The 25,263-nt window shown below is 69.7% G+C and carries 27 protein-coding genes; 14 read left to right on the top strand and 13 right to left on the bottom strand.

The window, feature by feature from the left end:
• Positions 1–52 precede the first annotated feature (52 nt).
• The gene (locus RIC31_RS14935; protein ID WP_350109063.1) at positions 53–625 is read left to right on the top strand and encodes a YMGG-like glycine zipper-containing protein; all 573 of its coding nucleotides are present in this window, start codon (positions 53–55) and stop codon (positions 623–625) included.
• A complete protein-coding gene (locus tag RIC31_RS14930) occupies positions 622–1,182 on the top strand; it encodes a hypothetical protein (protein ID WP_350109060.1) in 561 nt (186 codons plus the stop codon). The genes RIC31_RS14935 and RIC31_RS14930 overlap by 4 nt, the downstream gene beginning before the upstream one ends.
• 6 nt (positions 1,183–1,188) lie before the next feature.
• On the opposite strand, the gene RIC31_RS14925 is transcribed toward RIC31_RS14930, so the two are convergent.
• On the bottom strand, positions 1,189–2,079 hold the full coding sequence (locus RIC31_RS14925; protein ID WP_350109057.1) for a pirin family protein: 891 nt from the start codon (positions 2,077–2,079) through the stop codon (positions 1,189–1,191).
• 71 nt (positions 2,080–2,150) lie between these two features.
• On the opposite strand from RIC31_RS14925, the gene RIC31_RS14920 reads away from it, so the two are divergent.
• Positions 2,151–3,089, top strand: a complete 939-nt coding sequence (locus RIC31_RS14920; protein ID WP_350109053.1) for an SMP-30/gluconolactonase/LRE family protein — start codon at positions 2,151–2,153, stop codon at positions 3,087–3,089.
• 171 nt (positions 3,090–3,260) lie between these two features.
• Here the strand turns inward: RIC31_RS14920 and RIC31_RS14915 are convergent, their stop codons facing one another.
• Positions 3,261–3,902 carry a DUF4347 domain-containing protein gene (locus tag RIC31_RS14915; protein WP_350109050.1) on the bottom strand — a complete coding sequence of 214 codons (642 nt, stop codon included), beginning with the start codon at positions 3,900–3,902 and terminating at the stop codon, positions 3,261–3,263.
• 206 nt (positions 3,903–4,108) lie between these two features.
• On the opposite strand from RIC31_RS14915, the gene RIC31_RS14910 reads away from it, so the two are divergent.
• Positions 4,109–5,221, top strand: a complete 1,113-nt coding sequence (locus tag RIC31_RS14910; protein WP_350109047.1) for a helix-turn-helix domain-containing protein — start codon at positions 4,109–4,111, stop codon at positions 5,219–5,221.
• Between the two features lie 5 nt (positions 5,222–5,226).
• On the opposite strand, the gene RIC31_RS14905 is transcribed toward RIC31_RS14910, so the two are convergent.
• Positions 5,227–5,664 carry a hypothetical protein gene (locus tag RIC31_RS14905; RefSeq protein WP_350109044.1) on the bottom strand — a complete coding sequence of 146 codons (438 nt, stop codon included), beginning with the start codon at positions 5,662–5,664 and terminating at the stop codon, positions 5,227–5,229.
• Positions 5,665–5,745: 81 nt separating this feature from the next.
• Between RIC31_RS14905 and RIC31_RS14900 the strand changes: the two genes are divergently transcribed.
• The 5 genes from RIC31_RS14900 to RIC31_RS14880 all read left to right on the top strand — a co-directional run bounded on the left by RIC31_RS14900 (position 5,746) and on the right by RIC31_RS14880 (position 11,623).
• Complete coding sequence (locus tag RIC31_RS14900) at positions 5,746–6,549, top strand: helix-turn-helix domain-containing protein (protein ID WP_350109041.1); 804 nt, start codon at positions 5,746–5,748, stop codon at positions 6,547–6,549.
• Between the two features lie 329 nt (positions 6,550–6,878).
• A complete protein-coding gene (locus tag RIC31_RS14895) occupies positions 6,879–8,015 on the top strand; it encodes a sugar ABC transporter substrate-binding protein (protein ID WP_350109038.1) in 1,137 nt (378 codons plus the stop codon).
• Positions 8,016–8,087: 72 nt separating this feature from the next.
• Positions 8,088–9,653, top strand: coding sequence for a sugar ABC transporter ATP-binding protein (locus tag RIC31_RS14890; protein ID WP_350109034.1), 1,566 nt, complete (start codon positions 8,088–8,090; stop codon positions 9,651–9,653).
• Entirely contained in the window at positions 9,650–10,636 is a 987-nt protein-coding gene (locus RIC31_RS14885; RefSeq protein WP_350109031.1) for an ABC transporter permease, read from the top strand. Before RIC31_RS14890 ends, RIC31_RS14885 begins: the two co-directional genes overlap by 4 nt.
• A gap of 9 nt (positions 10,637–10,645) precedes the next feature.
• Positions 10,646–11,623 carry an ABC transporter permease gene (locus RIC31_RS14880; protein ID WP_350109028.1) on the top strand — a complete coding sequence of 326 codons (978 nt, stop codon included), beginning with the start codon at positions 10,646–10,648 and terminating at the stop codon, positions 11,621–11,623.
• A 350-nt stretch (positions 11,624–11,973) separates the two neighbouring features.
• Here RIC31_RS14880 and gntR read toward each other — a convergent pair whose 3' ends face one another.
• The 6 genes from gntR to RIC31_RS14850 form a co-directional block, all read right to left on the bottom strand.
• On the bottom strand, positions 11,974–13,002 hold the full coding sequence (gene gntR, locus RIC31_RS14875) for an HTH-type transcriptional regulator GntR (RefSeq protein ID WP_502990127.1): 1,029 nt from the start codon (positions 13,000–13,002) through the stop codon (positions 11,974–11,976).
• Between the two features lie 157 nt (positions 13,003–13,159).
• A complete protein-coding gene (locus RIC31_RS14870; protein WP_350109022.1) occupies positions 13,160–13,999 on the bottom strand; it encodes a polysaccharide deacetylase family protein in 840 nt (279 codons plus the stop codon).
• A gap of 139 nt (positions 14,000–14,138) precedes the next feature.
• The gene (locus RIC31_RS14865; RefSeq protein ID WP_350109019.1) at positions 14,139–15,275 is read right to left on the bottom strand and encodes an ABC transporter ATP-binding protein; all 1,137 of its coding nucleotides are present in this window, start codon (positions 15,273–15,275) and stop codon (positions 14,139–14,141) included.
• Positions 15,272–16,096 (bottom strand): ABC transporter permease, encoded by an 825-nt coding sequence (locus RIC31_RS14860; protein WP_350109016.1) that lies wholly within the window; start codon positions 16,094–16,096, stop codon positions 15,272–15,274. Before RIC31_RS14860 ends, RIC31_RS14865 begins: the two co-directional genes overlap by 4 nt.
• Positions 16,097–16,103: 7 nt before the next feature.
• Positions 16,104–17,015: an ABC transporter permease gene (locus RIC31_RS14855; protein WP_350109014.1), complete on the bottom strand. Its 912-nt coding sequence runs from the start codon at positions 17,013–17,015 to the stop codon at positions 16,104–16,106.
• A 10-nt stretch (positions 17,016–17,025) separates the two neighbouring features.
• The gene (locus RIC31_RS14850; RefSeq protein ID WP_350109011.1) at positions 17,026–18,189 is read right to left on the bottom strand and encodes an ABC transporter substrate-binding protein; all 1,164 of its coding nucleotides are present in this window, start codon (positions 18,187–18,189) and stop codon (positions 17,026–17,028) included.
• Positions 18,190–18,393: 204 nt separating this feature from the next.
• On the opposite strand from RIC31_RS14850, the gene RIC31_RS14845 reads away from it, so the two are divergent.
• On the top strand, positions 18,394–19,071 hold the full coding sequence (locus RIC31_RS14845) for a peroxiredoxin-like family protein (RefSeq protein WP_350109008.1): 678 nt from the start codon (positions 18,394–18,396) through the stop codon (positions 19,069–19,071).
• A 9-nt stretch (positions 19,072–19,080) separates the two neighbouring features.
• On the opposite strand, the gene RIC31_RS14840 is transcribed toward RIC31_RS14845, so the two are convergent.
• The gene (locus RIC31_RS14840) at positions 19,081–19,791 is read right to left on the bottom strand and encodes a 2OG-Fe(II) oxygenase (RefSeq protein WP_350109005.1); all 711 of its coding nucleotides are present in this window, start codon (positions 19,789–19,791) and stop codon (positions 19,081–19,083) included.
• Between the two features lie 91 nt (positions 19,792–19,882).
• The gene (locus RIC31_RS14835) at positions 19,883–20,332 is read right to left on the bottom strand and encodes a dihydroneopterin aldolase (protein ID WP_350109002.1); all 450 of its coding nucleotides are present in this window, start codon (positions 20,330–20,332) and stop codon (positions 19,883–19,885) included.
• Between the two features lie 179 nt (positions 20,333–20,511).
• Here RIC31_RS14835 and pcaC point away from each other — a divergent pair, with 179 nt between their 5' ends.
• Genes pcaC through RIC31_RS14820 form a run of 3 tightly spaced genes read left to right on the top strand, consistent with a single transcriptional unit; the run spans position 20,512 to position 22,735 of the window.
• Positions 20,512–20,889 carry a 4-carboxymuconolactone decarboxylase gene (gene pcaC / locus RIC31_RS14830; RefSeq protein ID WP_350108999.1) on the top strand — a complete coding sequence of 126 codons (378 nt, stop codon included), beginning with the start codon at positions 20,512–20,514 and terminating at the stop codon, positions 20,887–20,889.
• A 14-nt stretch (positions 20,890–20,903) separates the two neighbouring features.
• Positions 20,904–21,818: an NAD(P)-dependent oxidoreductase gene (locus RIC31_RS14825; RefSeq protein ID WP_350108996.1), complete on the top strand. Its 915-nt coding sequence runs from the start codon at positions 20,904–20,906 to the stop codon at positions 21,816–21,818.
• Entirely contained in the window at positions 21,818–22,735 is a 918-nt protein-coding gene (locus RIC31_RS14820; RefSeq protein WP_350108993.1) for an NAD(P)-dependent oxidoreductase, read from the top strand. The genes RIC31_RS14825 and RIC31_RS14820 overlap by 1 nt, the downstream gene beginning before the upstream one ends.
• Before the next feature lie 15 nt (positions 22,736–22,750).
• Here RIC31_RS14820 and RIC31_RS14815 read toward each other — a convergent pair whose 3' ends face one another.
• Together RIC31_RS14815 and RIC31_RS14810 are read right to left on the bottom strand one after the other, a co-directional pair.
• Entirely contained in the window at positions 22,751–23,398 is a 648-nt protein-coding gene (locus tag RIC31_RS14815; protein ID WP_350108990.1) for a hypothetical protein, read from the bottom strand.
• A 66-nt stretch (positions 23,399–23,464) separates the two neighbouring features.
• Complete coding sequence (locus RIC31_RS14810; protein ID WP_350108987.1) at positions 23,465–24,268, bottom strand: phosphodiesterase; 804 nt, start codon at positions 24,266–24,268, stop codon at positions 23,465–23,467.
• 157 nt (positions 24,269–24,425) lie between these two features.
• Here RIC31_RS14810 and RIC31_RS14805 point away from each other — a divergent pair, with 157 nt between their 5' ends.
• Positions 24,426–25,031: a superoxide dismutase gene (locus tag RIC31_RS14805; RefSeq protein WP_350108984.1), complete on the top strand. Its 606-nt coding sequence runs from the start codon at positions 24,426–24,428 to the stop codon at positions 25,029–25,031.
• The last annotated feature ends 232 nt before the right edge of the window (positions 25,032–25,263 follow it).

Genomic DNA, 25,263 nt, shown 5'->3' with positions numbered 1-25,263 from the left:
GGGGCAAAACCGTTGCCATGCCGCGAGCGGTTCGGCACGATTGCGCCCAAGGGTGGAAGAGCATCGAAGGCCGGTACCGCCTTCGCTGTGCAGTCGGGGGGATGGCACCATCACAAGGACCAGACGAACGGTCGCCTCGCTGGCCGTTGCGGCACTTCTGCTGGCCGGCTGCCAGACGACCGGCGACGACCCGCCGTCGGGTGCCGCGGCGGGCGCGCTCACGGGGGCGGCGAGCGGCGCCGGCGCCGCGACCGGGATCGCCATCGCCAGCGGCGGGTTCTCGGGCCAGAACACGCTCCTGGGCCTGCTCGTCGGTGCCGTCGTCGGCGGCGTCGCCGGCCACTACATGTCGAGCGGCGACAACTCCGGAACCTATGGCGCCGCCGAACGCGACAAGGCCGACGAGGCCGCCATGAAGATCCTGACCGACCCGACGCTCAAGATCGTGCACTGGGAGAGCGAGGCGAGTTCGCGGGTCTTTGGTTGGGCGGAGCCTTCCACGGACGGAGTGGTCAAGGTCAAGAAGGGCTGTCGTGCGGTTCGCAGCGTGCGGTTCGTCAACGGACTCTCCACCGACCAGAATACGCAGTTCTGCCGCGACGGTGACAAGTGGATCAAATCGTGAGCCGCACCCGGCGTTCGTCGGCGCCGATGCGGACCCGCACGTCGGTTGCCCTGCTCGCGGTATCGACCCTGCTGCTGGCCGGTTGCGAGACGACCGGCGACGATCCGCCCTCCGGCGCCGTCGTCGGCGCGGCCACCGGCGCCGCGGCCGGGCTGGGGAGCGAAGCCGGGATCAGGATCGCCTCGGGCGGTCATACCGGCAATCCGCTCCTCGGCCTCCTGGTCGGCGGGCTTGTCGGTGGCGCGGTCGGGCTCTACGCGTCCGGCGAGCCTGCGCTGCCCAAGCCGATCCCGAAGCTCGGTGAAGCCGACCAGAAGCTCGCAGACCAAGCGGTCGCCCAGTCCGTCAATGCCGGGATCGGCCAGCGAATTCACTGGAAGAGCGAAGCGGACGAGAGCATCAGCGGCTGGGCCGAGGCATACCCGGTGGACGAACCTGTCGAAGGTCGCGAATGCCGAGAAATGCGCATGTACTACAATTTCGGCGACACGCCGCGGGTGGAGGCGAAGGTCTACTGCCGGGAGGACGGACGATGGGTCCAGGCACCGCCGGCCTGACCCGCCTCACCGCTCCGGCAGGGGGATGAACTCCTGCTCGTCGCCCGGCACGATCGCGAAGCGCCGGGCCTGCCAGTCGGCCTTGGCGGCCTCGATCTTCTCCCTCGAGGAGGCGACGAAGTTCCACCAGATGAAGCGCGGCCCGTCCATCGGCTCGCCGCCCAGCACCAGCACCCGGGCCCGGGACTCCGCCGTCACCGTGATCTCGTCGCCGGGATTCAGCACCAGCAGTCGACCGCAGTCGAAGCGGTCGCCGGCCACCGACACCGTGCCCTCGACGACATAGACCGCCCGCTCCTCGTGCTCGGCCGGGATCGGCAGCCTGGCGCCGGTGTCCAGGACGGCGTCGGCGTAGATGGTCTCGGAATAGCCCGGCACCGGCGAGGTCTCGCCCCACAGGGTGCCGGCGACCACCCGCACCCGCTTGCCCTCGCCCTCGATGGTCGGCAGCGCCTCGGAGCCTATATGGGCGAAGCTCGGCGCCACCTCCTCGGCCGCCTTCGGCAGCGCCACCCAGGCCTGGATGCCGTACAGCGCGGCACCCGCCGCGCGCAGCTCGCTATCGGTGCGCTCGGAATGCACAATGCCGCGGCCGGCGGTCATCCAGTTGACCTCGCCCGGCCGGATCGCCTGGGCGGTGCCAAGGCTGTCGCGGTGCATGACCTCGCCCTCGAACAGGTAGGTCAGGGTCGACAGCCCGATATGCGGGTGCGGCCGCACGTCCATGCCCTCGCCGAGCGGGAAGCGGGCCGGGCCCATCTGGTCCCAGAAGATGAACGGCCCGACCATCTGGCGCCGTGCCGAGGGCAGCGCCCGCCGCACCTCGAAGCCGCCGATGTCGCGCGCCCGGGGGACAATGACGGTCTCGATGCCGGCGGTCTCGCTCTGCTCGCTCATGGTCCCCTCCGGGTTTGCGCTTCGGCGTTCCTCCCGGCGATAGTTAGCGCAAACTAGGGAGGAGACCAGAAATGACGATGCGGACGATCGCCGAGGGGCTGCGGTTCCCGGAGGGACCGATCGCGCTGCCGGACGGCTCGGTCCTGGTGGTCGAGATCGGGCGGCGTACCCTGACCCGCTGCTGGCCGGACGGCCGCACGGAGATCGTCGCCGAGACCGGCGGCGGCCCGAACGGCGCCGCCATGGGACCGGACGGCAAGGTCTACATCTGCAACAACGGCGGCTTCGACTTCCACGTCGACCCCAAGACCGGGCACCACCGCACCATCGGCCAGGCGCACGACTACTCGGGCGGCCGGATCGAGCGGGTCGACCTGAAGACCGGCGCGATCGAGGTGGTGTTCACCGAATGCGGCGGCCACCCGCTCAAGGGCCCGAACGACCTGGTGTTCGACCGGACCGGCGGGCTGTGGTTCACCGACCTCGGCAAGGTCCGGGCCCGCGACATGGACCGCGGCGGCGTCTACTACTGCCGGCCCGACACCGGGCTGATCAAGGAGGCGATCTACCCGATGGTGATGCCGAACGGCATCGGCCTGTCGCCCGACGAGAAGACCCTGTACGTCGCCGAGACCGAGGGCGGCCGGTTGTGGTCCTACGAGATCGTCGGCGAGGGCGAGGTGGCGAAGCACCCGTTCCCGTCGCCGAACGGCGGGCGGCTGGTGGCCTGCGACGCCGGGTTCCGGCGGTTCGACAGCATGGCGGTGGAACGCGGTGGCTACGTCTGCGTCGCCACCCTCGGGACCGGCGGCATCACCGTCGCCTCGCCGGCCACCGGGACCGTCGAGTTCCACCCGATGCCGGACGCCTTCTGCACCAACATCGCATTCGGCGGCCCCGACCTGCGGACCGCCTTCATCACGCTCAGCGGCCATGGCCTGCTGGTCGCCGTCGACTGGGCGCGGCCGGGACTGCCGCTGAACTTCCTGAACGAAGGCGCCAACGCCTGAGGACCAAGTCGAGGTCAGAGGGCCCGATCTGGGCACTCTGCGCTCGACACCCCGGACGACGGTTCCTTGGGGGGAACGCAACGGTTGCACATACCGTCGTCACGGGGTGCCGGCGCCATGGAGGACGACCGCAGCGCGGCCGTCCGAACTCGCGGTAGCGGCGGCCTGCCGTCAGCCTGTGGCCGTCAGCAGGCCCGGATAGGTGGCACGCGACAGCGGCGTGAACGCCGTCTCGATCGAAGCGCCGTTGCGGTCGCGCAGGATCCAGCGACCGCCGAGCGCGGCGGCGCCGACGGGACCGGCCGATGCCGCGACGCCAACGCCCAGCACCGCCTCGAGGTAGTCGAGAAACCGCATGCCGGCCGATCCGGCCGCGACCGAGCAGCCATACAGCGCCACGCCGGCAACCGATCCGAAGGCCGGGGCCATGTTCGCCAGCAACGCCCGCCGGACCGCCAGGGCCGGCAGATCGATCCGGTCGCCCGCCAGCACCAGCGTGCCCGGTTCGCCATGGCAGAGCAGATGAAGGGTCGTCACGCCGTGGAGTCCGGACAGGTGCTCGGCGATCTGCTCCAGACCGCGGCCGCCGGGACTCAGATGGAAGACCTCGATGCCGGGGCGTCGGCCGTTCACCAGGATCGACGATTCGTCGATCCCAGGATCGACGACGAGCAGTTCGCCGCAGGCCCCCGCCCGGGCCGAGACCACCAGGCTGTCGACGGTCCGGCCGCCCTGGACGGTGCCGTCGTCGCCCGCCGAACAGGCGGTGTTTGCATTCTGCGGATCCGCGTAGATCCCGCGAAACTGAGCCATATCCCTGCCTCCGTTCTGGATTGCGGGCAAAAAGGCGTCTGGAAATTTGGGCCAGACAGGCCGACCTCCCTGCGTCGGCCCGAATAGTTAACGCAATCCTAACGGATTCGATTGCGCCTGCGTCTCAAATTTATTTCATCGTCGTCTCAATATGTCGTAAATCTGATTCGGGGAGAGATGGAGACGCGGCAAAGCGGAGCAGAGCCATGGGGCGTGCACGTTTGCCGACGGCGTCTCTACAGCCCGGGCACCTGTCGAACGAGGAAATGTTCTGGCACTGGCGCCGGAGCCTGATGCCGTTCTTCGACTGCGTGCCCCTGGCCGACCCGGGCGGTCCGCCGGAACCGCTCAAGAGCACCCAGTACCATGTCGGCGAGTTCCTGTTCGTCGACGCCGAGTATCCGCAGCAGCGGTTCGTCCGGGACGCGGCCTGGGCCCGCCGGCACGACGATGCCGACCATGTGCTGCTTCAGGTCTTCCTGCGCGGCACGAACGGCGGGATCAACGGCGACTCGACCTTCGTCGAGGAGCCGGGCGGGGTCTACGCCGTCAACCTCGGCTATGAGACCGACGCCGCCAGCAGCGGCGCCGACACCATGTCGCTGGTGCTGCCGCGCGACTGGCTCGGCGAGCACCTGCCCTCGCTGCGCGATGCCCGCGGCGCCGTGTTCGCCAAGGACAGCATGGCGGCCCGGCTGTTCGGCGACTTCATGCTGTCCCTGCGGCGCAACCTGCCGCATGCGACGGTCGAGGACGGGCCGCTGATCTCCCGGAACCTGGTCGGCTTCCTCGGCTCGCTGCTGGCGCACGAGGATCCGGTCAGCGCCGAGGCCCAGACCGGCGCCTTCCAGGCCCTGCAACACCACATCGACGACAACCTCGGAGACCCGGAGCTCGGCGCCGACGGCCTGTGCGCCCGCTTCCGCATGTCGCGCGCCACCCTGTTCCGCCTGTTCAAGGACCATGGCGGGGTCCGCAACTACATCCAGCGGCGCCGGCTGATGGCCTGCTTCAGGGCCATGCGGTCGCCCCGGCAGGCCGACCGCCTGATCTACGACATCGGCCTGGACTACGGCTTCACCAATCCGAGCCACCTGAGCACGCTGTTCCGCCAGCATTTCGGCATGTCGCCGCGCGAGGTCCGCGAGGCGGCCCGGCATCGCGAGTCGATCGGCGGCAGCCAGGCTGCGCCGATCGAGACCACGGGCCTGCCCGACGTCGAGATCATGCGACGCTGGGCCCTCGACCTCGGCAGTTCGGCGCGCCCCGCCGCGACGCCGGCGGGGCCGATCGGGACCGCCGGCATCGCGGGACTCTAGCCGGGCTATGCCGCCGCCGGGCCGGACAGCGCCGCGCCCAGGCAGCGCGCCTGCAGCACCGCGAACGCCGCGACCGCGAGTGCCATCAGGTCGACCAGGATCGCGCCGGTCCAGGTAAAGGCGCTCCATGCCAGCGCCAGCAGGACGGCGCTTCCCAGCACCCAGGCCCAGTCGAGGCCGCAGACAGCCCGGACCAGGGCCGGCCGCCCGACCGGCCGGGCCGATACCCAGAACACCATGCCGGCGAACGGCAGCAGGGCCAGGCCGACCAGGCGGATCCAGGCGCTGGCGTCGAGGCCGAGATAGCGGCCGGGGCCGTTCAGGCACAGCCCGGCGAGCGGCTCGGCGGCGGCCGCCATCGCGACGCCGATCAGCAGCGAGGAGCCGGCGTTCAGGCGCAGGACCGCGCGCAGGGCGGTTTCGGGATGGCCGAACATCGTCATGATCGTCTCCTTGGGTTTGACGTATCCTGGCGCGACCATCACCTGCGAGACCGGACCGCCTCAATTACGCCGGGAGTAATCATGGCCACCGCGCTCGACTCGCGTGATGCCCGGGACCCGTCCGACGAGTTCGGGGTGCTGCTGCGGCGCTGGCGCCGGCAGCGCGGGGTCAGCCAGCTCGACCTGGCGCTCAGCGCCGGCACCTCGCAGCGCCATCTGAGCTTCCTGGAGACCGGCCGGGCGCGGCCCAGCCGCTACATGGTGGTGGCGCTGGCCGGCGCGCTCGACGTGCCGCTGCGCGACCGCAACACCCTGCTGGCCTCGGCCGGGTTCTCGCCGGCCTTCCTGGCGCGCCGCGACAGCGACCCGGACCTGGCCGCGGTCGATGCCGCGCTGACCCATATCCTCGACAAGCAGGAGCCGTTCCCGGCGATCGTGATCGACCGCGCCTGGCATCTCCGCCGCGCCAACACCGCAGCCGAGCGGATGCTGGCGTTCCTGGCCCCCGACGGCCTGCCGACCGCGGCCGACGGCAGCATCGACCTGGCGGCCTGGATCTTCGACCCGGACGGGCTCGGGCAGTGGCTGCTGAACCGCGACGAGGTGCTGCCGCACATGGCCCGCCGGCTCGGCCCGTCGGCCCCGCACTGGGCCGCCGGCGGCGGGGCCGCCCGGGGTGGGGCCGCCGAAGTCGAGGACGCCGCCCCGCTGCCGCCGGTGCTGACCCTGGACGTCTCCAAGGACGGGGTGGCGGTGCGGCTGTTCTCCACCATCACCACGCTCGGCGAGCCGCAGGACATCGCCCTGCACGACATCCGCATCGAGAGCTTCTTCCCGGCCGACGACGCCTCGCGCGCGGTACTGGAGGCGATGGCGCGCGGCTGAACGCCCGCGCGGCGGCCCGGCCGACGAGGAAGTCTCCGACCCACGCGCGCTACCATACCTGCAAGCGCTATCACCGACCAATCGGAACACGATCGTCAGGCACTGCATCGCTGTAGTTCACGCGGCATCGCAGAGGGATTCAGGCATTTCGAATCATTGACAGCGCTGTCATAGACTCGCTAAACATTTGGTTGAGGCACATTCCGCTCCGCCGAACCGGTGCGTTCGCACGGTGCGACGGAGCCGCAGCCGCACCGGGCCGGTCGTCCTGACCGGCACCGGCCGGCGCCCGCCTCCGATAAGCAAGAACGTCACCCTGGGAGGGCTCCATGTCTCTGAACTCACTGCTGAAGCAGACGGGCGCGCTCGGCGCGGCCGCCGTCATCGCGCTGTCGGCCGCCGCCGCTGTCGCAGCGCCCGAGATCGTCGCCGGACCGGCCAGCGACCAGGCCTGCTACGTGCCGTGGTCGAAGGACACCAAGTTCTTCCAGTACGCGGCGAAGAAGGGCCCGTACCGGATCGCCCTGGCCAACGGCTACGTCGCCAACACCTGGCGCATCCAGATGATCCAGACCGCGAAGGCCTACGCGGCGCTGCCGGCGGTCGCGGCCGACCTGAAGGAGTTCAAGGTGGTCTCGACCGGCGAGGACGTTGCCGCCCAGATCTCCGCGATCAACAACTTCATCGACTCCGGCTTCGACGCCATCGTCGTCAACGCCCAGAACCCGCAGGCCTTCGCGCCGGTGATCCGGCGCGCCAAGCAGGCCGGCATCGTGCTGGTCGCCTTCGACAACATCCTCGACACCCAGGACGCCATCAACGTCAACGTCGACCAGAAGGGCCTCGGCGAGTTGTGGGCCCACTGGCTCGACAAGCACCTGGCGAAGGGCGGCAAGATCCTGGAGGTGCGCGGCGTCGCCGGCACCTCGGTCGACACCGACCGCCACCAGGGCATCCACGAGGTGCTCAAGTCCACCGGCAAGAAGTGGGAGGTGATCGAGGTGTCCGGCAAGTGGGACGACGGCACCGCCCAGAAGGCCACCGCCGACGCCATCGCCGTGCACGGCCGCTTCGATGGCATCACCGCCCAGGGCGGCGACACCGGCGTGGTGCAGGCGATGATCGACGCCAAGCACCCGTTCGTGCCGTTCGCCGGCGAGACCGAGAACGGCTTCCGCAAGTTCTGCGGCAAGCACAGCGGCGACGGCCTGCTGTGCTCCTCGGCCGGCACCGGCCCGGCCCAGGTCGCGGTGGCCATGAAGACCGCGATCGACGCGCTCAAGGGCAAGGTCGTCCCGCAGTCGATCAAGCTGCCGCTGGCGATCGTCGAGCACCCGGGCTTCAAGGACGGCGAGAACTACTACTCCAACGAGTCCGACAATTTCTTCGTCGGCAACTCGTTCCCGACCTGCGGCATCGAGTTCACGGCGCAGGAGATCATGAAGCAGACCAAGGACAACAAGTAGGCTTCCCGCCGGACCGACCGACCTCCGCGGGGCCGCCGGCCCCGCGGAGACTCTCCAGCAGGGAAGACGAGCATGCATGAGCACACGGCGCTCTTCCGCATGGAAGGAATCTCCAAGCGCTATGGGGGCGTGCACGCCCTCGAGAACGCCTCCCTGGACGTCCATGCCGGCCGGGTCCACGCCATCCTCGGCGAGAACGGCGCCGGCAAGTCCACCCTGATCAAGGTCATGTCGGGGGTCGTCGCCCCCGACGCCGGCCGGATGTTCCTGGACGGTCGCGAGGTCGGCTTCGCCGATCCGGCGGCGGCGAACCGTGCCGGCATCGTGTGCATCTTCCAGGAACTCTCGCTGATCCCGGACCTGTCGGTCGCCGACAACATCGTCGCGGCCGACCCGCCGACCCGCTTCGGCCTGATCGACCGCAAGGCGCAGCGCCGGCTGGCCGAGGCGGCGCTGGCCAAGGCCGGCGGCGGCGACATCCATCCCCGCGCCCGGGTCGGCGACCTGCCGCTGTCGCGCCAGCAGATCGTCGAGATCGCCAAGGCGCTGGCCCGCAGTCCCCGGGTCCTGATCCTGGACGAAGCCACCTCGGCGCTGACCGCCGCCGACGTCGCCAACGTCATCGCGGTGCTCAAGCGCCTGCGCGGCGAGGGCATGGCGCTGCTGTACATCTCGCACCGCATGCACGAGATCTCCGAGCTGGCCGACGAGTGCACGGTGTTCCGCAACGGCCGCAACGTGGCCAGCTACGCGGCCGGCACCAAGACCGACGACGAGGTCGTCGAGATGATGATCGGCCGGGAGTACCGGCACGTGTTCCCGCCGAAGTCCGCGGCGCCGCCGGCCACCGGCACCCCGGCGCTGTCCGCCCGCAACCTCGGCTGGACCGGCAAGCTGAAGGACATCTCGCTCGACGTGCATCCCGGCGAGGTCGTCGGCCTGGGCGGCCTCGACGGCCAGGGCCAGCGCGAGCTGCTGCTGGCGTTGTTCGGGGTGCTGCGCGGCGTCACCGGCCAGGTGCTGGTCGACGGCCGGCCGATCACGGTGAAGAACCCGCGGCACGCCAAGTCGCCCGGCATCGGCATGGCGCTGATCCCCGAGGACCGCAAGACCGAGGGGCTGATGCTGCCGATGCCGGTGCTGCACAACCTGTCGTTCGCCGCCCTCGGCCGGCTGTCGCGCGCCGGGGTCGTCGACCGTGCCGCCGAGCGCGACCGGGTCGACGAGATGATCCGGCTGCTGGCGATCCGCACCAAGGGCACCGAGGCGCCGGTCAGCACCCTGTCGGGCGGCAACCAGCAGAAGGTGGTGATCGCCAAGTGGCTGATGGTGGCGCCGAAGATCATCCTGCTGAACGACCCGACCCGCGGCATCGACGTCGGCACCAAGCAGGAGATTTACCAGCTGATGCGCAGGCTCAGCGCCGAGGGCGCGGCGATCATCCTGTACTCGACCGACTACGACGAGCTGATCGGCTGTTGCGACCGGGTGATGGTGCTGTACGACGGCGCCGTGGTCACCACGCTCGCCGGCGCGGAGATCACCGAGCACGCGCTGGTCGGCAGCGCGCTGAACATCGCCCCCGGCAACGGTTCCGCGACCGGGGAGGCCGGCGCCGCGCCGGTCGCCGGGCGATGAGGGAATGGCGCTTCCTGGTCGCCGAGAACCGCGGGACGCTGATGGCGCTGCTGCTGTTCCTGGCGATGTTCGCAGTCTATGTCGGCAACCATCCGGCGGGCTTCACCGCCAACGTGGTCCAGACCGCCGCCAACAAGGGCGTCATCCTGGCCCTGATCGCGATGGCCCAGGCGATGGTGGTGCTGACGGCCGGTATCGACCTGTCGGTCGGCATGATCTTCATCCTGTGCAACTGCCTGGGATCCCACCTGCTGGGCGGCCCGCCCTGGCAGGTCGGGCTCGGCGTCGCCGCGGTGCTGGCGACCGGCCTGGCGTGCGGCGCGGTCAACGGGCTGATCGTCATCGTCGGCCGGCTGCAGCCGATCGTCACGACGATCGCGACCGGTGCCGTGTTCTTCGGCATCGCGCTGTGGCTGCGCCCCTATCCCGGAACCACTCCCGACTTCGCCGCCGACCTGGCAGACGCCTTCACCGGCAAGCTGTTCGGCGTGGTCCCGGCCAGCCTGGCCTTCCTGGCCGCGGTGGTGCTGGTGGTGTGGGTGCCGTTCAGCCGCTCGGCGATCGGCCGTGCCGCCTACGCGGTCGGCTCCAACGACATGGCCGCCTACATGTCGGGGATGCCGGTCCGGCGCGCCCGGTTCGCGGCGTTCACGCTCGGCGGGCTGCTGGCGGCGCTGGCCGGGCTGTTCCTGACCTTCTTCACCTATTCCGGCGAGGCGTCGCTGGCCAACGGCGACAACTACACGCTGTTCTCGATCGCCGCCGTGGTGCTGGGCGGGGTGTCGCTGTACGGCGGCCGCGGCAGCGCGATCGGCGCGGTGTTCGGGGCGCTGGCGTTCCGCGCCATCGGCGACCTGCTGTTCGTCTTCGACCTCGATCCGCTGTGGCAGCCGCTGTTCCAGGGACTGGTGCTGGCGCTCGCGGTGACCGTCGGCGCCGCCCGCCTGTTCAGGATCCGCAACCGCCTCGACATGTTCAGCTGAGGACCCGCGATGACCGCCGAGGCCAGCCAGACCACAAGGGTACCGCTGCGCGAGCGGCCCAACCTGCCGATCCTGGTGTCGTTCGCCTGCATCGTCCTGCTGCTGCTGGTCGGCAGCCTGTATTCCAGCAGCTTCCTGTCGCCGGAGTACCTGGTCCAGCAGTTGAAGGTCGCCTCGTTCCTGGGCGTGATCGCCACCGGCATGATGCTGATCATCCTGCTGGGGCAGATCGACCTGTCGATCCCCTGGGTGGTGACCACCGGGGCGATGATGGCCTCCGCCGCCACCGCCTACGGCCCGCTCGGCGAGGCGCTGGCGGTGCCGTTCGGGATCCTGTGCGGCGCCGCGATGGGGCTGATCAGCGGCATCGGCGTGGCCTATCTGCGGATCCCGGCGATGATCGTCACCCTGGCCATGAACGTCATCGCCCAGGGGCTGATGGTGGCCTACACCGGCGGCTTCTCGCCGGCCGATTCGGCGTCCCCGGCGATGCGCTGGCTGGCCACCGGCACCCTGGTCTTCGGCGTCCCCAACGCCATCCTGGTGTGGGCCGCGGTCGGCGCGCTGGCGGTCTTCGCCCTGACCCGCACCACCTTCGGCCGCGCGATCTACGCGATCGGCAATCGCGAGAGCGCCGCCTACCTGTCGGGCGCCGCGACCCAGCGGCTGGTGATGGCGGCCTTCGCCATCTCCGGCGCGCTGGCGGCATTCGGCGGCGTCCTGCTGGCCGGTTACGCCGGCAAGGCGGCGCAGTCGATGGGCGACGCCTACCTGCTGCCGGCGATCGCCGCGGTGGTGCTGGGCGGCACCTCGATCCTGGGCGGCCGCGGCAACTACATGGGCACCGTCGCCGGCGTCATCCTGGTCACCCTGCTGCAGTCGATCCTGTCGGTCATGCAGATCGCCGAGTTCGGCCGGCAGATCATCTACGGCCTGGTGATCGTGGCGATGCTGCTGCTGTACGGGCGGGCCAAGGCCCTGCGATAGACCGGATGCTCACGCCTGCATTTTGATCTACCGGATATCGGAGTGCGAGGTAGGGCCGGGTTCCGTGGTCGCGCGAAGCGGTGGCCGATGCATGCGGCGGGTTGCGCTGGCTACCGTCCCTGAATTGTCGGTGTTCGAACTCCCTGGCGCCGCGTGGTCCGCGGGTCGGTAAGTCGGGCGCGGGAGAGTGCCGATTCGTTCTGCCACAGGATGCCGACGCCGTGGCGAGCCTGATGCGTCGCACGAAGACCCAACCGTGGACGCCGATCTTCCGCTGATCGAAGCAAATGCCACCACACGTGACGGCAGCGGCCTGCGTCCGCTTGGATGAAGTTACTGACCAGGTGGGACTAATTCACGCGCTTGGTGCTGTCCCGCTCGATCAGTTCGAAGCCCATGTCCACCACGGTCTCGCCCGACCGGTCGCCGGCGATGGCGGCCGCCAGCATCTCCACCGCCCTGCGGCCCATCTCGTAGCGGTAGGTCCGCACGCTCGTCACCGCCGGAACCGCCAGCCCGATGACCTCGAAGTCGTTGAACCCGGCGATCCCGAAGTCCTCGGGCACGCGCATGCGGCGGCGCTGGCATTCGAACAGCGCACCCAGCGCGATGTCGTCGTTGTTGGCCTGGGCGGCGTCGGCCTCCAGGCCCCGCGACAGCAGCTCCGAGAGCAGCTGGCCGCCCAGGGTCACCGCCGACGTCTTGTGGGTGGTCACGATCAGGCGCTCGTCGAACAGCCCGGCCTGCTGCATCGCCTCGCTGTAGCCGTCGAGCCGCTTCCTGGTCCGGGTGTCCATCTGCGCGGCGATGAAGCCGATCCGCCGGTAGGACCGCGCGATCAGGTGCCGGGTGACGGTGGCGGCGGCGCCGCGGTGGTCGAAGCCGACCACCATGTCGACCGGGTCGTCCGGCATGTCCATGATCTGGACCACCGGGCAGTCGGCGGCCTGAAGCAGGCGGCGCGCCTCTCGGGACTGCTCGAAGCAGGTGACCAGCAGCGCCGCCGGGCGCTGCCCGAGAAACAGCCGCAGCAGGTCCTCCTCCTTGATCGCCGAGTAGTTGGTGTTGCCGAACTGCGCCTGGAACGGCGTCGCCTCGATGGCGTCGTAGATTCCGCGCAGCACGTCGATGAACACCGAGTTGGTGACCGACGGGATGATCACGCCGATCACGTTCGAGTGCGACGACGCCAGCGCCTGGGCCGCGGTGTTCGGGACATAGCCGATCTCGGCGATCGCCCGGTTGATGCGGTCGCGCAATGCCGGCGAGACCATGTCTGGCTTGCGCAGCACCCGCGAGGCGGTGATGGGGCTCACTCCCGCGGCCCTGGCCACGTCAGCCAGTGTCGGCTTGCCCGAGCTTTTCCGGATTCGTGGCAAGGACTACCCCGTTGCTGTCGGATCGATCAGTGCCCTTGACTATACGGCGTGACCGGAAGTTATGCTAGCGCTATCATTGCGTGTTTTCAGGGGCGTGCTCCCAAGAGTGATATCGCCGACCGGGACGAACCACCGGCGCCGGAGGCCCGCCCGGCGGTCAACCCGGCGCCCCGTCGGCGAACGCCGCCACCGCCGCCCCATGCGTCCCGTCGGCCTCGACGAACCAGTCGCCGATCTCGCTCGACGTCATGAACACCACGTCGTCGCGGCCCAGCAGCAGATCGAGAACACGCCCGAAGTGATGCGCCACATGCGGCACCCCGATCAGGTGCGGGTGCAGCGCCAGGGTCAGGACCCTCGGCTGGTCGCGGCCCTCGCGCTCGAACACCGCCAGCGTCGCCTCGACCCGCCGGAAGATCTCGTCGGTCGAGTTGTGCTGGACCGCGTAGATCGGCACGTCGTTCAGCTCGAAGGTGTAGGGCATGGCCAGCATCGGCCCGTGGCGGGTCCGCATCCAGCACGGCAGGTCGTCGACCAGCCAGTCGTGCAGGAACTCGATGCCGTGCTTGCGCAGCAGGTCGGGCGTCTCCGGGGTCTCGCCGATGCCGGGGCCGAGCCAGGCGCGCACCGGCTTGCCGGACAACGCCTCCAGGCGCCGCAGAGACCGCACGATCTCGGCCTCCTCGTCGTCGACCTGCTTCAGCGACTGCTGGAACCAGCCGTGGCCGACCAGTTCCCAGTCGGCCCGCAGCACCGCGTCGGCCAGGCCGGGGTAGACGTCGGCCACCTGCGCGTTCATCAGCGCCGAGGCTCGCAGCCCGCGCGCCGCCAGCATCGAGAACAGCCGCGGCATGCCGCAGCGCAGGCCGTATTCGACCCAGGCGAAGTTCGGGACGTCCGGCGGGTCGCTCGGCCGGCCGTGCGGCGGCGGCAGCACGCCTCGCGGCATCGGCCGGTCGAACGGCCAGTACTCGATGTTGACGGCGACGTTGACCATGATCGGCCGTCCCTGGAACGGCGGAAGCGGCGGCCTCTCGCTCGCCATCTGGAACGGAATTCGCGGATTGGACCACATGGTCGCTCCCCTTCGCCCGGTTGGATGTCGTCACGTGGCGGCGCGCCGCCGCCTCGATGCCCTACGCCAGATGCACCCGCACCGCGTCCGGCCGCCACGACAGGAACGCCCGGTCGCCCGGGGCGAAGCGGCCGGGCAGGCTTCGGGTCGCCATCCGGACCGTTGCCGCATGGCCGGTCGGCAGGCGGACATGCATGACCGTGGAGAAGCCCAGATAGAACGCGTCGACCACCTCGACCGGCGTCTCGACCGCACCCGGCTCGGCGCCCGCCCCGGCCGCCAGCCGGAAGTCCTCGGCCTTCACCGAGACCGCCGCCGCCCGCCCGTCGGCGCTCGCCCAGTCGACGCCCGGCGCCGGCGGCAGCGGCAGGCTCAGGCCCTCGGCCACGGCCAGAGAGGCGGCGGCCCCGTCGTGCCGGACGATCCCGTCGAACAGGGTATTCTCGCCAACGAACCCGGCGGTGAACCGACGCCGCGGACTCTCGTACATGTGCCCGGGCGTGCCGCTCTCGACCAGTTCGCCGTCGGCGATCAGCGCGATCTCGTCGGCCACGGTCATCGCCTCTTCCTGGTTGTGCGTCACATGCACGAAGGTGATGCCGACGCTCTCCTGGATGTGCTTCAGCTCGAAGCACATGTCGCGCCGCAGCTGGGCGTCCAGTGCCGCCAGCGGCTCGTCCAGCAGGATCACCGAGGTCTTCAGCACCAGGGCGCGGGCCAGTTGCACGCGCTGCTGCTGGCCGCCGGACAGCTCGTGCGGCCGGCGCCGCTCGAAGCCGGCCAGCCCGACCAGCTTGAGCATGTCCAGAACCTGGGCGCGGATCGCGTCGCGCGGCAGCCGTCGCAGGGTCAGGCCGTAGGCGACGTTCTGCTCGACGGTCATGTGCGGGAACAGCGCCGAGCCCTGGAACACCATCGAGGTGTCGCGGCGGTCGGCCGGCTGATCGGTCACGTCCACGCCGTTGATCCGGACCCGGCCGCCGGTCGGCCGGATCAGCCCGGCGATCATCCGCAGCGTCGTGGTCTTGCCGCCGCCGCTCGGCCCCAGCAGCACGAAGTACCGGCCGGCCGGGATCGCGAAGCTGGTCGGCTTCAGCGCGGTGACCGGGCCGTAGTTCTTGGTGATCCCCTCGGCCTCGACGGCAGCCGGTGTCGGTGTCGGGCGGTTCGTCATCGCATCCGTGCCGGCCGCGCTCATGCCCGCCCCCTCGTCATCGCCATCACGAGCACCAGGCCGACCACCGCCATCGACACCACCGCGAACAGACCGGCCATGGCGTAGACCTCGGGGGTCATGCCGGTGTTGAGCATGTAGGACACCAGGTAGGTCGGGAAGGTGTCGAAGCCGCCCTTCAGGAAGTTGGTCCGGACGTATTCGTTGAACGACAGGATCACCACGAACGCGGTCGCCGACAGCACGCCGGGCCGGATCTGCGGAAACTCGACGTGCCAGAAGGCCTGCCAGGCGTTGGCGCCGCAGGTCCGCGCCGCCTCGGCCTGCTCCGGCCGGAACCGGGCCATGGTGACCAGGATCACCACGAAGGCGTATGGCAGGCACCAGGTGATCTGCCCGGCCACCGCGGTCCACAGCGACAGCTCGAACCAGGACTGGCCGAACGCCGCCTCGGCGACGGCGTTCAGGTTCTTGAAATACACCAGCAGCGCCGCCGCGGTGACGTCGGCCGGAACGAACAGCGGCGACAGCATCAGGAACACGAACGGCACCTTGAGGCGGGTCCGCTGGTAGAACTTGGCGGCCAGCACCGCCATCGGGATCGTGCAGGCCACCACGATCGCCGCGATCAGCGCGGTCCAGGACAGGGTCGCGCGGATCTCCTGGTTCTCGAACAGCGTCCGGTACCACAGCCAGGTGAACTCGTACCTCGCCGCGCCGAACCCGCCGTAGTTGAACGAGATGTAGAGCGTATAGAACACCGGCAGCATCAGGGCGCCGACGAGCGTCAGCATGTAGGCCCATTTCAGGCGGTATCCCCAGACGCTCTCGTAGTCGTGGGTCATCGGCGGCCTAGCGATAGGGCTGCAGGATCTTGGTGATGTCGAACAGGTAGTGGCCGATCAGCAGCAGCCCGGCCATCAGCCCGACCATGACGGCGGCGATCGCCATCGCCAGCGGGAAGTCGAGGGCGGCGATCGCGTTCACCACCAGGGTCCCGGCATTGGCGGCGCCCGGACCGCCCAGCAGGTCCGGCACCAGGAACAACCCGAGGCTGTTGACGAAGATGAACACGGTGGCAGCGAAGATGCCGGGCGCGGCCAGCGGCACGATCACCCGCACGAAGGTCCGCACCACCCCGCTGCCCAGGTCGCTGCACAGCTCGAACACGTAGTCCGGGATGCCCTCCATCGCCAGGAAGCCGCAGAACACCATGAAGGGCAGGAACGACAGCACCTCGCCGATCACCACTCCGGTCGGCGTGAAGATCAGCCAGTCGAGCGGCGCGTCGGTCAGGCCGATGCCGATCAGCGTATCGTTGACGATGCCGTTGCGCCCGAGCACCGGGCGCAGCGCGAACAGCCGGATCACTTCGGAGATCATGAACGGCAGGATGAACAGCAGCACCGCCTTGTGCTGCGCCGACGGGGGCAGCGAACGGCGCACGAACACCGCGACAGGGAAGCCGAGCGCGAAGGCGACCAGGACGGTGACCAGGCCGGACTGCACCGAGTTCAGGAAGCTGTCGAGCCGGCCCGACAGGAAGAAATCGCCATAGGCCGCCAGGGTGAAGCCGGGCTTCATCCAGAACATGGTGCGCTCGAACACGCTCCACACCAGCGTCAGCCCGAGCGGCACCAGGAAGAACACGGTCATGAAGACCGCCGGCAGGTAGAACAGCAGCCGGCCGGGGCCGTCGTCGGCCACCAGCCGCTGCCAGAGGGAGCCGTCTCCGGCTCCCTCCCGCGGCGTCACGACGGTCATCGGGGCCGGCTCAGGCCGCCTGCACCCGCGACCACCACTCCTGGTACGTGCGCAGATGCGTCGGATAGACGTTCTGCCAGGCGTTGCCGGCGGTCGCGTAGCGCTGCTCCTTGCGCTTCAGGGTCGCCTTCAGGTCGGCCACGTCGAAGTCGCCGGCATTGGCCTCCATGTAGGCCACCATGCCGGTGGTCAGCGACGCGAAGCCGAAGCGCGACAGCTGTCGCGTCGTGTACCAGGGCGACAGCACGGTCTCGGCCAGCTTGTAGAACGCCGCGTCCTTGCCGGCCTTGGCGGCGTCCTTGGTCAGCATGACGATGTTGTTCCAGACCTGGTGGCCTTCCTTCATCGTGCCGTACACGATGTCCTGGCCGGATTTCTTGGCGGCGACCCGCTGGATCGGCTCCCAGCACGACATCATCGCCACCTCGCCCGACGCCAGCAGGTCCACGCCCTGCTGGAAGCCGTTCCAGAAGGTCCGGAACTGCCCGGCCTTCTTCTTCTCGATCAGGAACTCGGCGACCCCCTGGATCTCGTCGGGCTGCATGTCGGACCGGTTCTTGATCGACATCTTGCCGGACTCGTGAAGGTAGATCGCGGTCACCGTCATGGTCGGGCCGAAGTCGTTCTGCAGGGCGGTGCGGCCCTTGAACTCCGGGTCGAAAATGGCCTCCCAGCTGGCATAGTCCTGGCCCAGCATCGACTTGTTGTAGGCCAGCGAGTCGGCGTTCGCGATGTACGGAACGGCGTACACCTTGTCCTTGTAGCGGATCGAGTGGGCGGCCTCGCCCTTCGGGTCCCTCACCTCGTCGCGCAGCAGGTTCCAGTTCGGGATACGCGAGGTGTCGAGCTCGGCGATCACGCCGTTCTCGGCCATCGCATCCTCCATCCCGCCGCCGTTGTCGGTGAAGGCGTCGTAGAGCTTGCGGCCGTCGCCGACCATCATCTTCGACAGGGCCTCGTCGGCGCTGGCGCTCTTCGGGCTCCAGGCCAGCTTGATCCCGGCCTTCTCCTCGAACGGCGCCCAGGTGTCGAACGGCCGCATGATCGGCGCGGCCCAGAGCCGCAGTTCGTCGGTGGCGGCCTGCGCCGGGACGACCCGGGCGAGCGCGGCGGATCCCAGCAGGCCGGCGGTCCCCTGCAGCAGCAGCCGGCGGGTGAATTCGCTCTGGTTCATGCGGAAGTCCCCCTGTGTGGTGATCGTTGATAGTTAACAGTTAACACCAACCTGTATGCAATCGCGGAATTGTCCAGGCCGGGCGGCGATTTCCCGGCCGGCGCGGCCATTCCGGCCTGACGTTTCACTCGTGCCCGGCCGACGGTGGAAACCGGGACGCCATCGGCCCGATGCTCGATGACGACACGACAGGGAGATGCCGCCATGTCAGAGACCGGAGACCCGCGGGGGACGCTGGCCGAAAGGCTCGAGGCGAACACCATCGAGCGCCGCAAGCGGCTGGCGGACTCCGACTGGAAGACCATCGACGGCTCGATCCGCGCACTCGACGCGAGCGGCGTCCGCGCGAACGTGCTGCAGCCCGGCCGGACGGCCCCGGACTTCGCGCTGCCGAACGCCGACGGCGAGATCGTCCGCTCGACGGAACTACGCAGCCGCGGCCCGCTGGTGGTGAAGTTCTACCGCGGCTCCTGGTGTTCCTACTGCAACGTCGAGGTCAGGGCACTGATGGAGGTGCTCGGCGAGATCCGCGCGCTCGGCGGCGACATGGTCGCGATCACCCCCGAACTGCCGGACGAGGCCGCGAAGATGACGGCGAAGCACGGCCTGGCGTTCGAGGTGCTGTCCGACGTGGGCAACAGGGTCGCCCGGCAGTACGGGCTGGTCTGGACCCTGCCCGACCGGGTCAGGGACTTCTACGGAAGGATCGGCCTCGACCTGGAGCGGTCGAACGGCGACGACAGCTGGGAACTGCCGATCCCCGGCAACTTCGTGGTCGCCCCCGACGGCACCCTGCTCGACGTGTTCGCCGACCCGGACTATCGGGTGCGCCAGGAGCCGGCCGAGGTCGTCGACGCGATCCGCCGCTGGGCCGGACGGTAGCCGTCCCGCCTACGCCGCGTCGTGCAGAATGATCCCGAGCGTGTAGCGCTCGCCCGACCGCAGCCGGCTGACCCCGTGGCGCATGGCGGTCCGGTAGATCCCGCGCGAGCCCTGTACCGGCCGGCGGTTGACCGGGAAGATCACCGCCTCGCCGCGCGCAAGGGCCACGACCTCGGCGCGCGACTGCATGCGCGGGCGCTGCTCGGTCAGCACGAACTCGCCGCCGGTGAAGTCGGCGCCGGGCTCGCTCAGCAGGAATGCCGCCTGCAGCGGGAACACGTGCTCGCCGTACAGGTCCTGGTGCAGGCAGTTGTAGTCGCCGGGGCCGTATCTCAGGATCAGCGGTGTCGGGCGGGTCTGGCCGGCGACATGGCATTCGGCCAGCCAGTCGTCGAGCCGCGCCGGATACCGCCGGCCGTCGCCGGTCCGCCCGGCCCAGGCATTCGCCAGCGCGGCCAGCCGCGGATACAGGGACGCGCGCAGGGCGCCGACGACGTCCGGCAGCGGGTAGCCGAAGTAGCGGTATTCGCCGCGGCCGAAGCCGTGCCGGGCCATCGTCACGGTGCTGCGGAACCGGCGGTCGTCGGGGTAGAGCGCGGTCAGGGCCCGGCACTCCCCGGCCGACAGCAGCGGCCCGGTGGTCGCCGCCCCCCAGCGGTCCAGGTCGGCGCCGATCCGGCTCCAGTCAAGGCCGGCGACGCGGTCGGCAATCTCGGCCATGACGGTTCCCTTCGTTCCAGGCGCTGGCCCGGACCGTAGAAGCCCTCCGCCGCCCGATCACTCCGGTTCTTGCTGTTGTCCCGCCCGGCGCCTATCCCGCACGGCGCCGCGTGACCGTCACGCCGGCCCCTTCGGCGTCGGGGAACACGTCCAGCTTGTCGACCGTCACCTCGGCACGGCGGGCCCGCGGGTCGGCCATCGCCAGTTCGGCGATGCGCTCGGCCAGCGTCTCGACCAGGCCGATGTGGCCGCCGCTTGCCAGCGCGCGGATCCCGGCGGCCAGCCGCTCGTAGCAGTAGACTCGCCGGTAGTCCTCCCGGAAGCCACCGTCCGGACGCACCGCGTCGACGGTCACGTCGACCCGCACGCGCTGGGCACCGTCGCGCTCGTGCGGGTGGATGCCGATGCGGAAGTCGACCACCAGGCCCCGCAGCCGCACCACGTACAGCTCGTCCGCCACGCCGGTGTCGAGGTCGCTGCCGGCAACCGGTCGGTCGTCTGCGTCGCGCCCGCAGGCGCGTCCTCCATCATCCGGGGCCATGCCGGTCTCCTGCGGTCCTGCGTGACCGTAACCTAGGGACGGACGGCCGCCGTCGCAAACCCGCCCTTGCCGGTCGTCCACGGAACGGCTGCGCAATGCTGCCGAAGCAGCACCTTGGCGACGGTCGGCCCGGCGGTCTAGGCTCGCCGTGACTTTGTATACACTCCCCGGAGGAACCCATGGACAAGGCCATGTTCGACGCCGGCCTGAAGAACCGTCGCGAGGTGCTGGGCGCCGACTACGTCGACAAGTCGATCGCCTCGGCCGACGACTTCAACATGCCGCTGCAGGAACTGGTGACCGAATACTGCTGGGGGGCCGTGTGGGGCCGCGAGGAGCTGCCGCGCAAGCAGCGCTCGATGCTGAACCTGGCGATGCTGGTGGCACTCAACCGCCCGCACGAGTTGCGCCTCCACATCCGCGGTGCCATCAACAACGGGGTCACCAAGGAGGAGATGCGGGAGGTGTTCCTGCAGACCGCCATCTACTGCGGGGTCCCGGCGGCGATCGACGCCTTCCGAAACGCCCGCGAAGTCTTCAAGGAACTGGAAATCTAGGGGAGAACGCCGCCATGGCGGACATGACCGTGGGCTGGATCGGCATCGGCAACATGGGTTGGCCGATGGCCCGCAACGCCAAGCAGGCCGGCATCGACATCGTGGTCTACGACGTGGACCAGGGCCGGATGGGCAAGTTCGCCGAGGAGTTCGACGCCAGGCGCGCGCCGACCCTGCGGGCGCTCGCCGAGATGTGCGACGTGGTCGTGACGATCGTTCCGGACGGCAAGATCGTCCGGCAGATCTGCCTGGGAGATGGCGACCGGCTGGCCGACGGCCTGAAGCCCGGCAGCATCGTGATCGACATGAGCTCGTCGGCGCCGACCGGCACCCGGGCGCTGGGCGACGACCTGCACAAGCTCGGCGTGACGCTGATCGACGCGCCGGTCTCCGGCGGCACCGTCGGGGCCGAGAAGGCGACGCTGTCGATCATGATCGGCGGCAGCGACGAGGCGGCGATCGCCAAGGTCACCTCGATCTTCGAGGCGACCGGCAAGAACGTGTTCCGCTGCGGGTCGCTCGGCTGCGGCCACGCCATGAAGTGCCTGAACAACTACCTGTCGGCGGTCGGCCTGACGGCGGCCAACGAGGCGCTGGTCATCGGCCAGAAGTTCGGCCTCGACCCGGCCACCATGGTCGACATCATCAACGTGTCGTCCGGCCGCAACAACTCGACCGAGACCAAGTACCACCAGCGGGTGCTGCCGCGGACCTACGGCTCCGGCTTCTCGGCGGCACTGATGGCCAAGGACGTCGGCATCGCCTCCGGGCTGGCCGGCGACCAGGAGGCGTTCGCGCCGCTGCTGCACACCCTGAACGACATCTGGCAGCAGGCCTCGGCGCAGCTCCCGGGCGTCGATCACGAGGTGACGATCGAGTACTACGAGCGGGCCAACGCCACCAGGCTCAAGCCCGGGAAGCAGGCGTGATGGCAGCCGGGACCAACGCCCCGCGGCTGGCCTTCATCGGCTTCGGCGAGGCCGGGCCGCTGATCGCCGGCGGGCTGTTGGGCGCCGGGGCGGCGTCGGTCGCCGCCTACGACATCCTGGTGGACGACCCGGCGGCCCGCGACGCCTGGATCGCCAAGGCCGGGGCAGTGCCGGCCCGGGCCTGCGCGCAGCCGGCCGAGGCGGTCGGCGATGCCGACCTGATCCTCTCGACCGTCACCTCGGAGCGGGCCCTGGAGGCGGCCTCGGCGGCGGCACCGCATCTGCGGGCCGGCCAGCTCTACCTGGACCTCAACTCCTGCTCGCCGGGCAAGAAGGTCAAGGCCGCGGCGGCGGTCGAGGCGGCATCGCCGGCCCGCTACGTCGACGTGGCGGTGATGGACACGGTCCCGGGGCGCGGCCACAAGGTTCCCATGCTGCTGGCGGGCCCGGCGGCGCAGGAGGCGGCCGAGCGGCTGGCGCCGTTCGGCATGACCCTGGAAGTGGTCGGCGACAAGGTCGGCCAGGCCTCGACCATCAAGATGGCCCGCAGCGTGTTCATGAAGGGGCTGGAGGCGATCCTGTGCGAGAGCCTGGTGGCCGCCGACCGGGCCGGGGTCGCCGACCGGGTGCTGGCCTCGATCCAGGGCACCTTCCCGGACCTGGACTGGCGCCGGCTCGCCACCTACCACATGGGCCGGATGGCCCTGCACGGCCGGCGCCGGGCGGTCGAGATGGAGTCGGTGGCCGACACCCTGACGGATCTCGGCCTCGACCCGTTCACCGCCGTCGGATCGGGCCGGCGCCAGATGTGGGTGGCCGAGCTTGGCCTGCGCGAGCGCTTCGGGGCGAAGGGACCGGAGACCCTGGAGGACTTCCTGGCAGCGGTCGCCGAGGCCGACTCCGCAAGCGGCGGCTGACCGAGGGCCGGGCCGTCAGGGCTGCCGCGGGCTGGGGTGAACCGCGGCCGTTTTGATCAATTCGATCACGTGGTTCACGTCGGCCACAGCCGCCGGCCAGGTGGTGTTGTCGCCGGCCACGAACCGCGGCCCCCGCCACTTCTGGAACACCTCGACGAAGGTGGTCTTCAGCTTGAACGCCTTATAGACCGCCAGCTCGCCGACGCCGTCGCGGTAGCCGATCCTGCCCGGCCCGCCGGCGCTGTTCTGGCAGAGGAACAGCAACATGATCCGATCCGGCAGGCGTTCGAGCACCCGGATCGCAATGTTCTCGCGGCCGCATGTCTGCTCGTACGGGATCAGCAGATTGGCGCCGAGGAACTCATCCATCGTGAGATCCGGCCGGGCGGCCAGGTAATAGCCGCGCACGGCGTACATACTGGTCCAGGTCTCGAATTTCTGCCCCTTCGGGATCTGCTCGATGACGAACTCCGGACCGTTCTGCCGGCGGTAGTGTTCGCTGGCGTCGATCGGATTGCCGCTCTCGTACCAGATCGGCCCCGGATAGGTGACGATCGCCTCGTAGACGTTGAGCGTGTGGTTCAGCTTCTCGGGCTGCGCCGTCGCCGCCCCGGCCAGCAGCGCCACCACGGCGGCGAAAAGACCTCCGACAACAGCGCGCATGGTCGTCCTCCGGCAGCCTTCCGCCGGGAGTCTAAGCGGACCCGCGGCAAGGCGGCCAGAACGCGATCAGCCGCCGCCGAACGGGTAGGCGTCGAAGGATTCGACCGTGAGCCGGTGGCTGACCAGGCCGGCGCCCGGCACCAGGCGATGCAGCTGCAGCATCGGCGGCTCGAAGGTCAGGCTCAGCGGCGCCCTGCCCTCGGCGTCGTAGGCGACCTGGTGGGCCGCCCCCGGCAGCACGTCGAGCACCGTGCCGGCGAACCGGACGGTCACGCCGCGGTGCAGATGGCCGGCGATGACGCGCTCCACGTTGGGCGCTCCTGCGACCAGCGCCTCCAACCGCTCCGCCCCCTCGAGCAGCCGCAACCGGTCCATGCCGGGGATGCCGACCGGGATCGGCGGGTGGTGCATGGCGACCACCGTCGGCGTCGTCCGGTCCTCCGCCAGCCGCGCGGCGAGCCAGTCGAGCCGGCGCTCGCACAGGGCACCGGTGGACTTGCCCTGGTCGAGAGTGTCGAGGACGAGGACCCGGCTGCCGTCCAGGTCCAGGGCATACTGGACGAAGGGCTCCCCGGCGTTCCAGTAGTCGAGATCCGGAAAGCCGGCCCGGAAGGCCTCGCGGTCGTCGTGGTTGCCGAGCGCCAGGCGCACCGGCATCGCCAGCGGCGCCAGCAGTTCCCTGAGACGGGCGTATTCGTCCGGATCGCCGCCGTCGACCAGATCGCCGGTGACCAGCACGAAGTCCGGCCGCGGGTCGAGACCGTTGAGCCGGGCCACCGCGCGCTCGAGAAACGCCCCGGTGTCGACGCGGCCGCCCAGCCGGTCGCCGGCAGCGCGGACATGCAGGTCGGTGATCTGGGCGAACAGCATGACGGGTCCCCTTCGTCGGCTGCCGATATAGGACGCCCCCGCATCTTCTCTGGACAAGATTTTTCTTGGGCTTACATCTAGCCCGGACCCGGGAGCCGGCCCCCCGCAAGACCGTTACCCGGGATCGACAGAGGATTTCACGAGAGGAGAGCGACCGATGGCATTCGAACTTCCCCCGCTGCCCTATGCGTATGACGCACTGGCGCCGTTCATGTCGGCGGAGACGCTGGAGTTCCACCACGACAAGCACCACAACGCCTACGTCACGAACGGCAACAACCTGCTGAAGGGCACCGGCCTGGAGGACAAGTCGCTCGAGGACGTGGTGAAGGCGTCCTACAAGGACGACAAGCTGACCGGGCTGTTCAACAACGCCGCCCAGCACTGGAACCACATCGAGTTCTGGCAGTGGATGAAGCCGAATGGCGGCGGCGCCATGCCGGGCGAACTCGAGAAGCGGGTCGTCGCGGACTTCGGCAGCGTCGACAAGTTCAAGGAGGACTTCGTCAACGCCGGCGTCACCCAGTTCGGCTCCGGCTGGTGCTGGCTGGCGGTCGGCGCCGACGGCAAGCTGAAGGTCACCAAGACCCCGAACGGCGTGAACCCGGTGGCGCTCGGCGAGACCGCCCTGCTGGGCTGCGACGTGTGGGAGCACTCCTACTACATCGACTACCGCAACCGCCGTCCGGACTACCTGAAGGCGTTCGTCGACAGCATGGTGAACTGGGAACGGGTCGCCGAGCTGCTCGCGAAGGCCTCCTGACCGCAGGCGGGCGCGGCCCGCTCCGGCGCCGCGCCCGCTGCCCCTCAATCGTTCGAGATCGCTGGCTTTTCATCGCCGCCTCAATTGCTTCTGTAGCTGACGCGTCAAGTTGTCCGGTGTTTGTAGCGCATGATCTGTCCGCTTCTGTTGTTTGCCCGGTGCGACAGCCGGAGGTCGCCGTAGGCGTCCGTATGCTGTCGCACCGGGTTGGCGCGTCGAAGCGGTTCACGCG

Origin of the sequence: Thalassobaculum sp. (assembly GCF_040219615.1) — a bacterium.
Lineage (GTDB): Bacteria > Pseudomonadota > Alphaproteobacteria > Thalassobaculales > Thalassobaculaceae > Thalassobaculum_A.
This window is presented reverse-complemented; position numbering and strand designations above follow the sequence as displayed.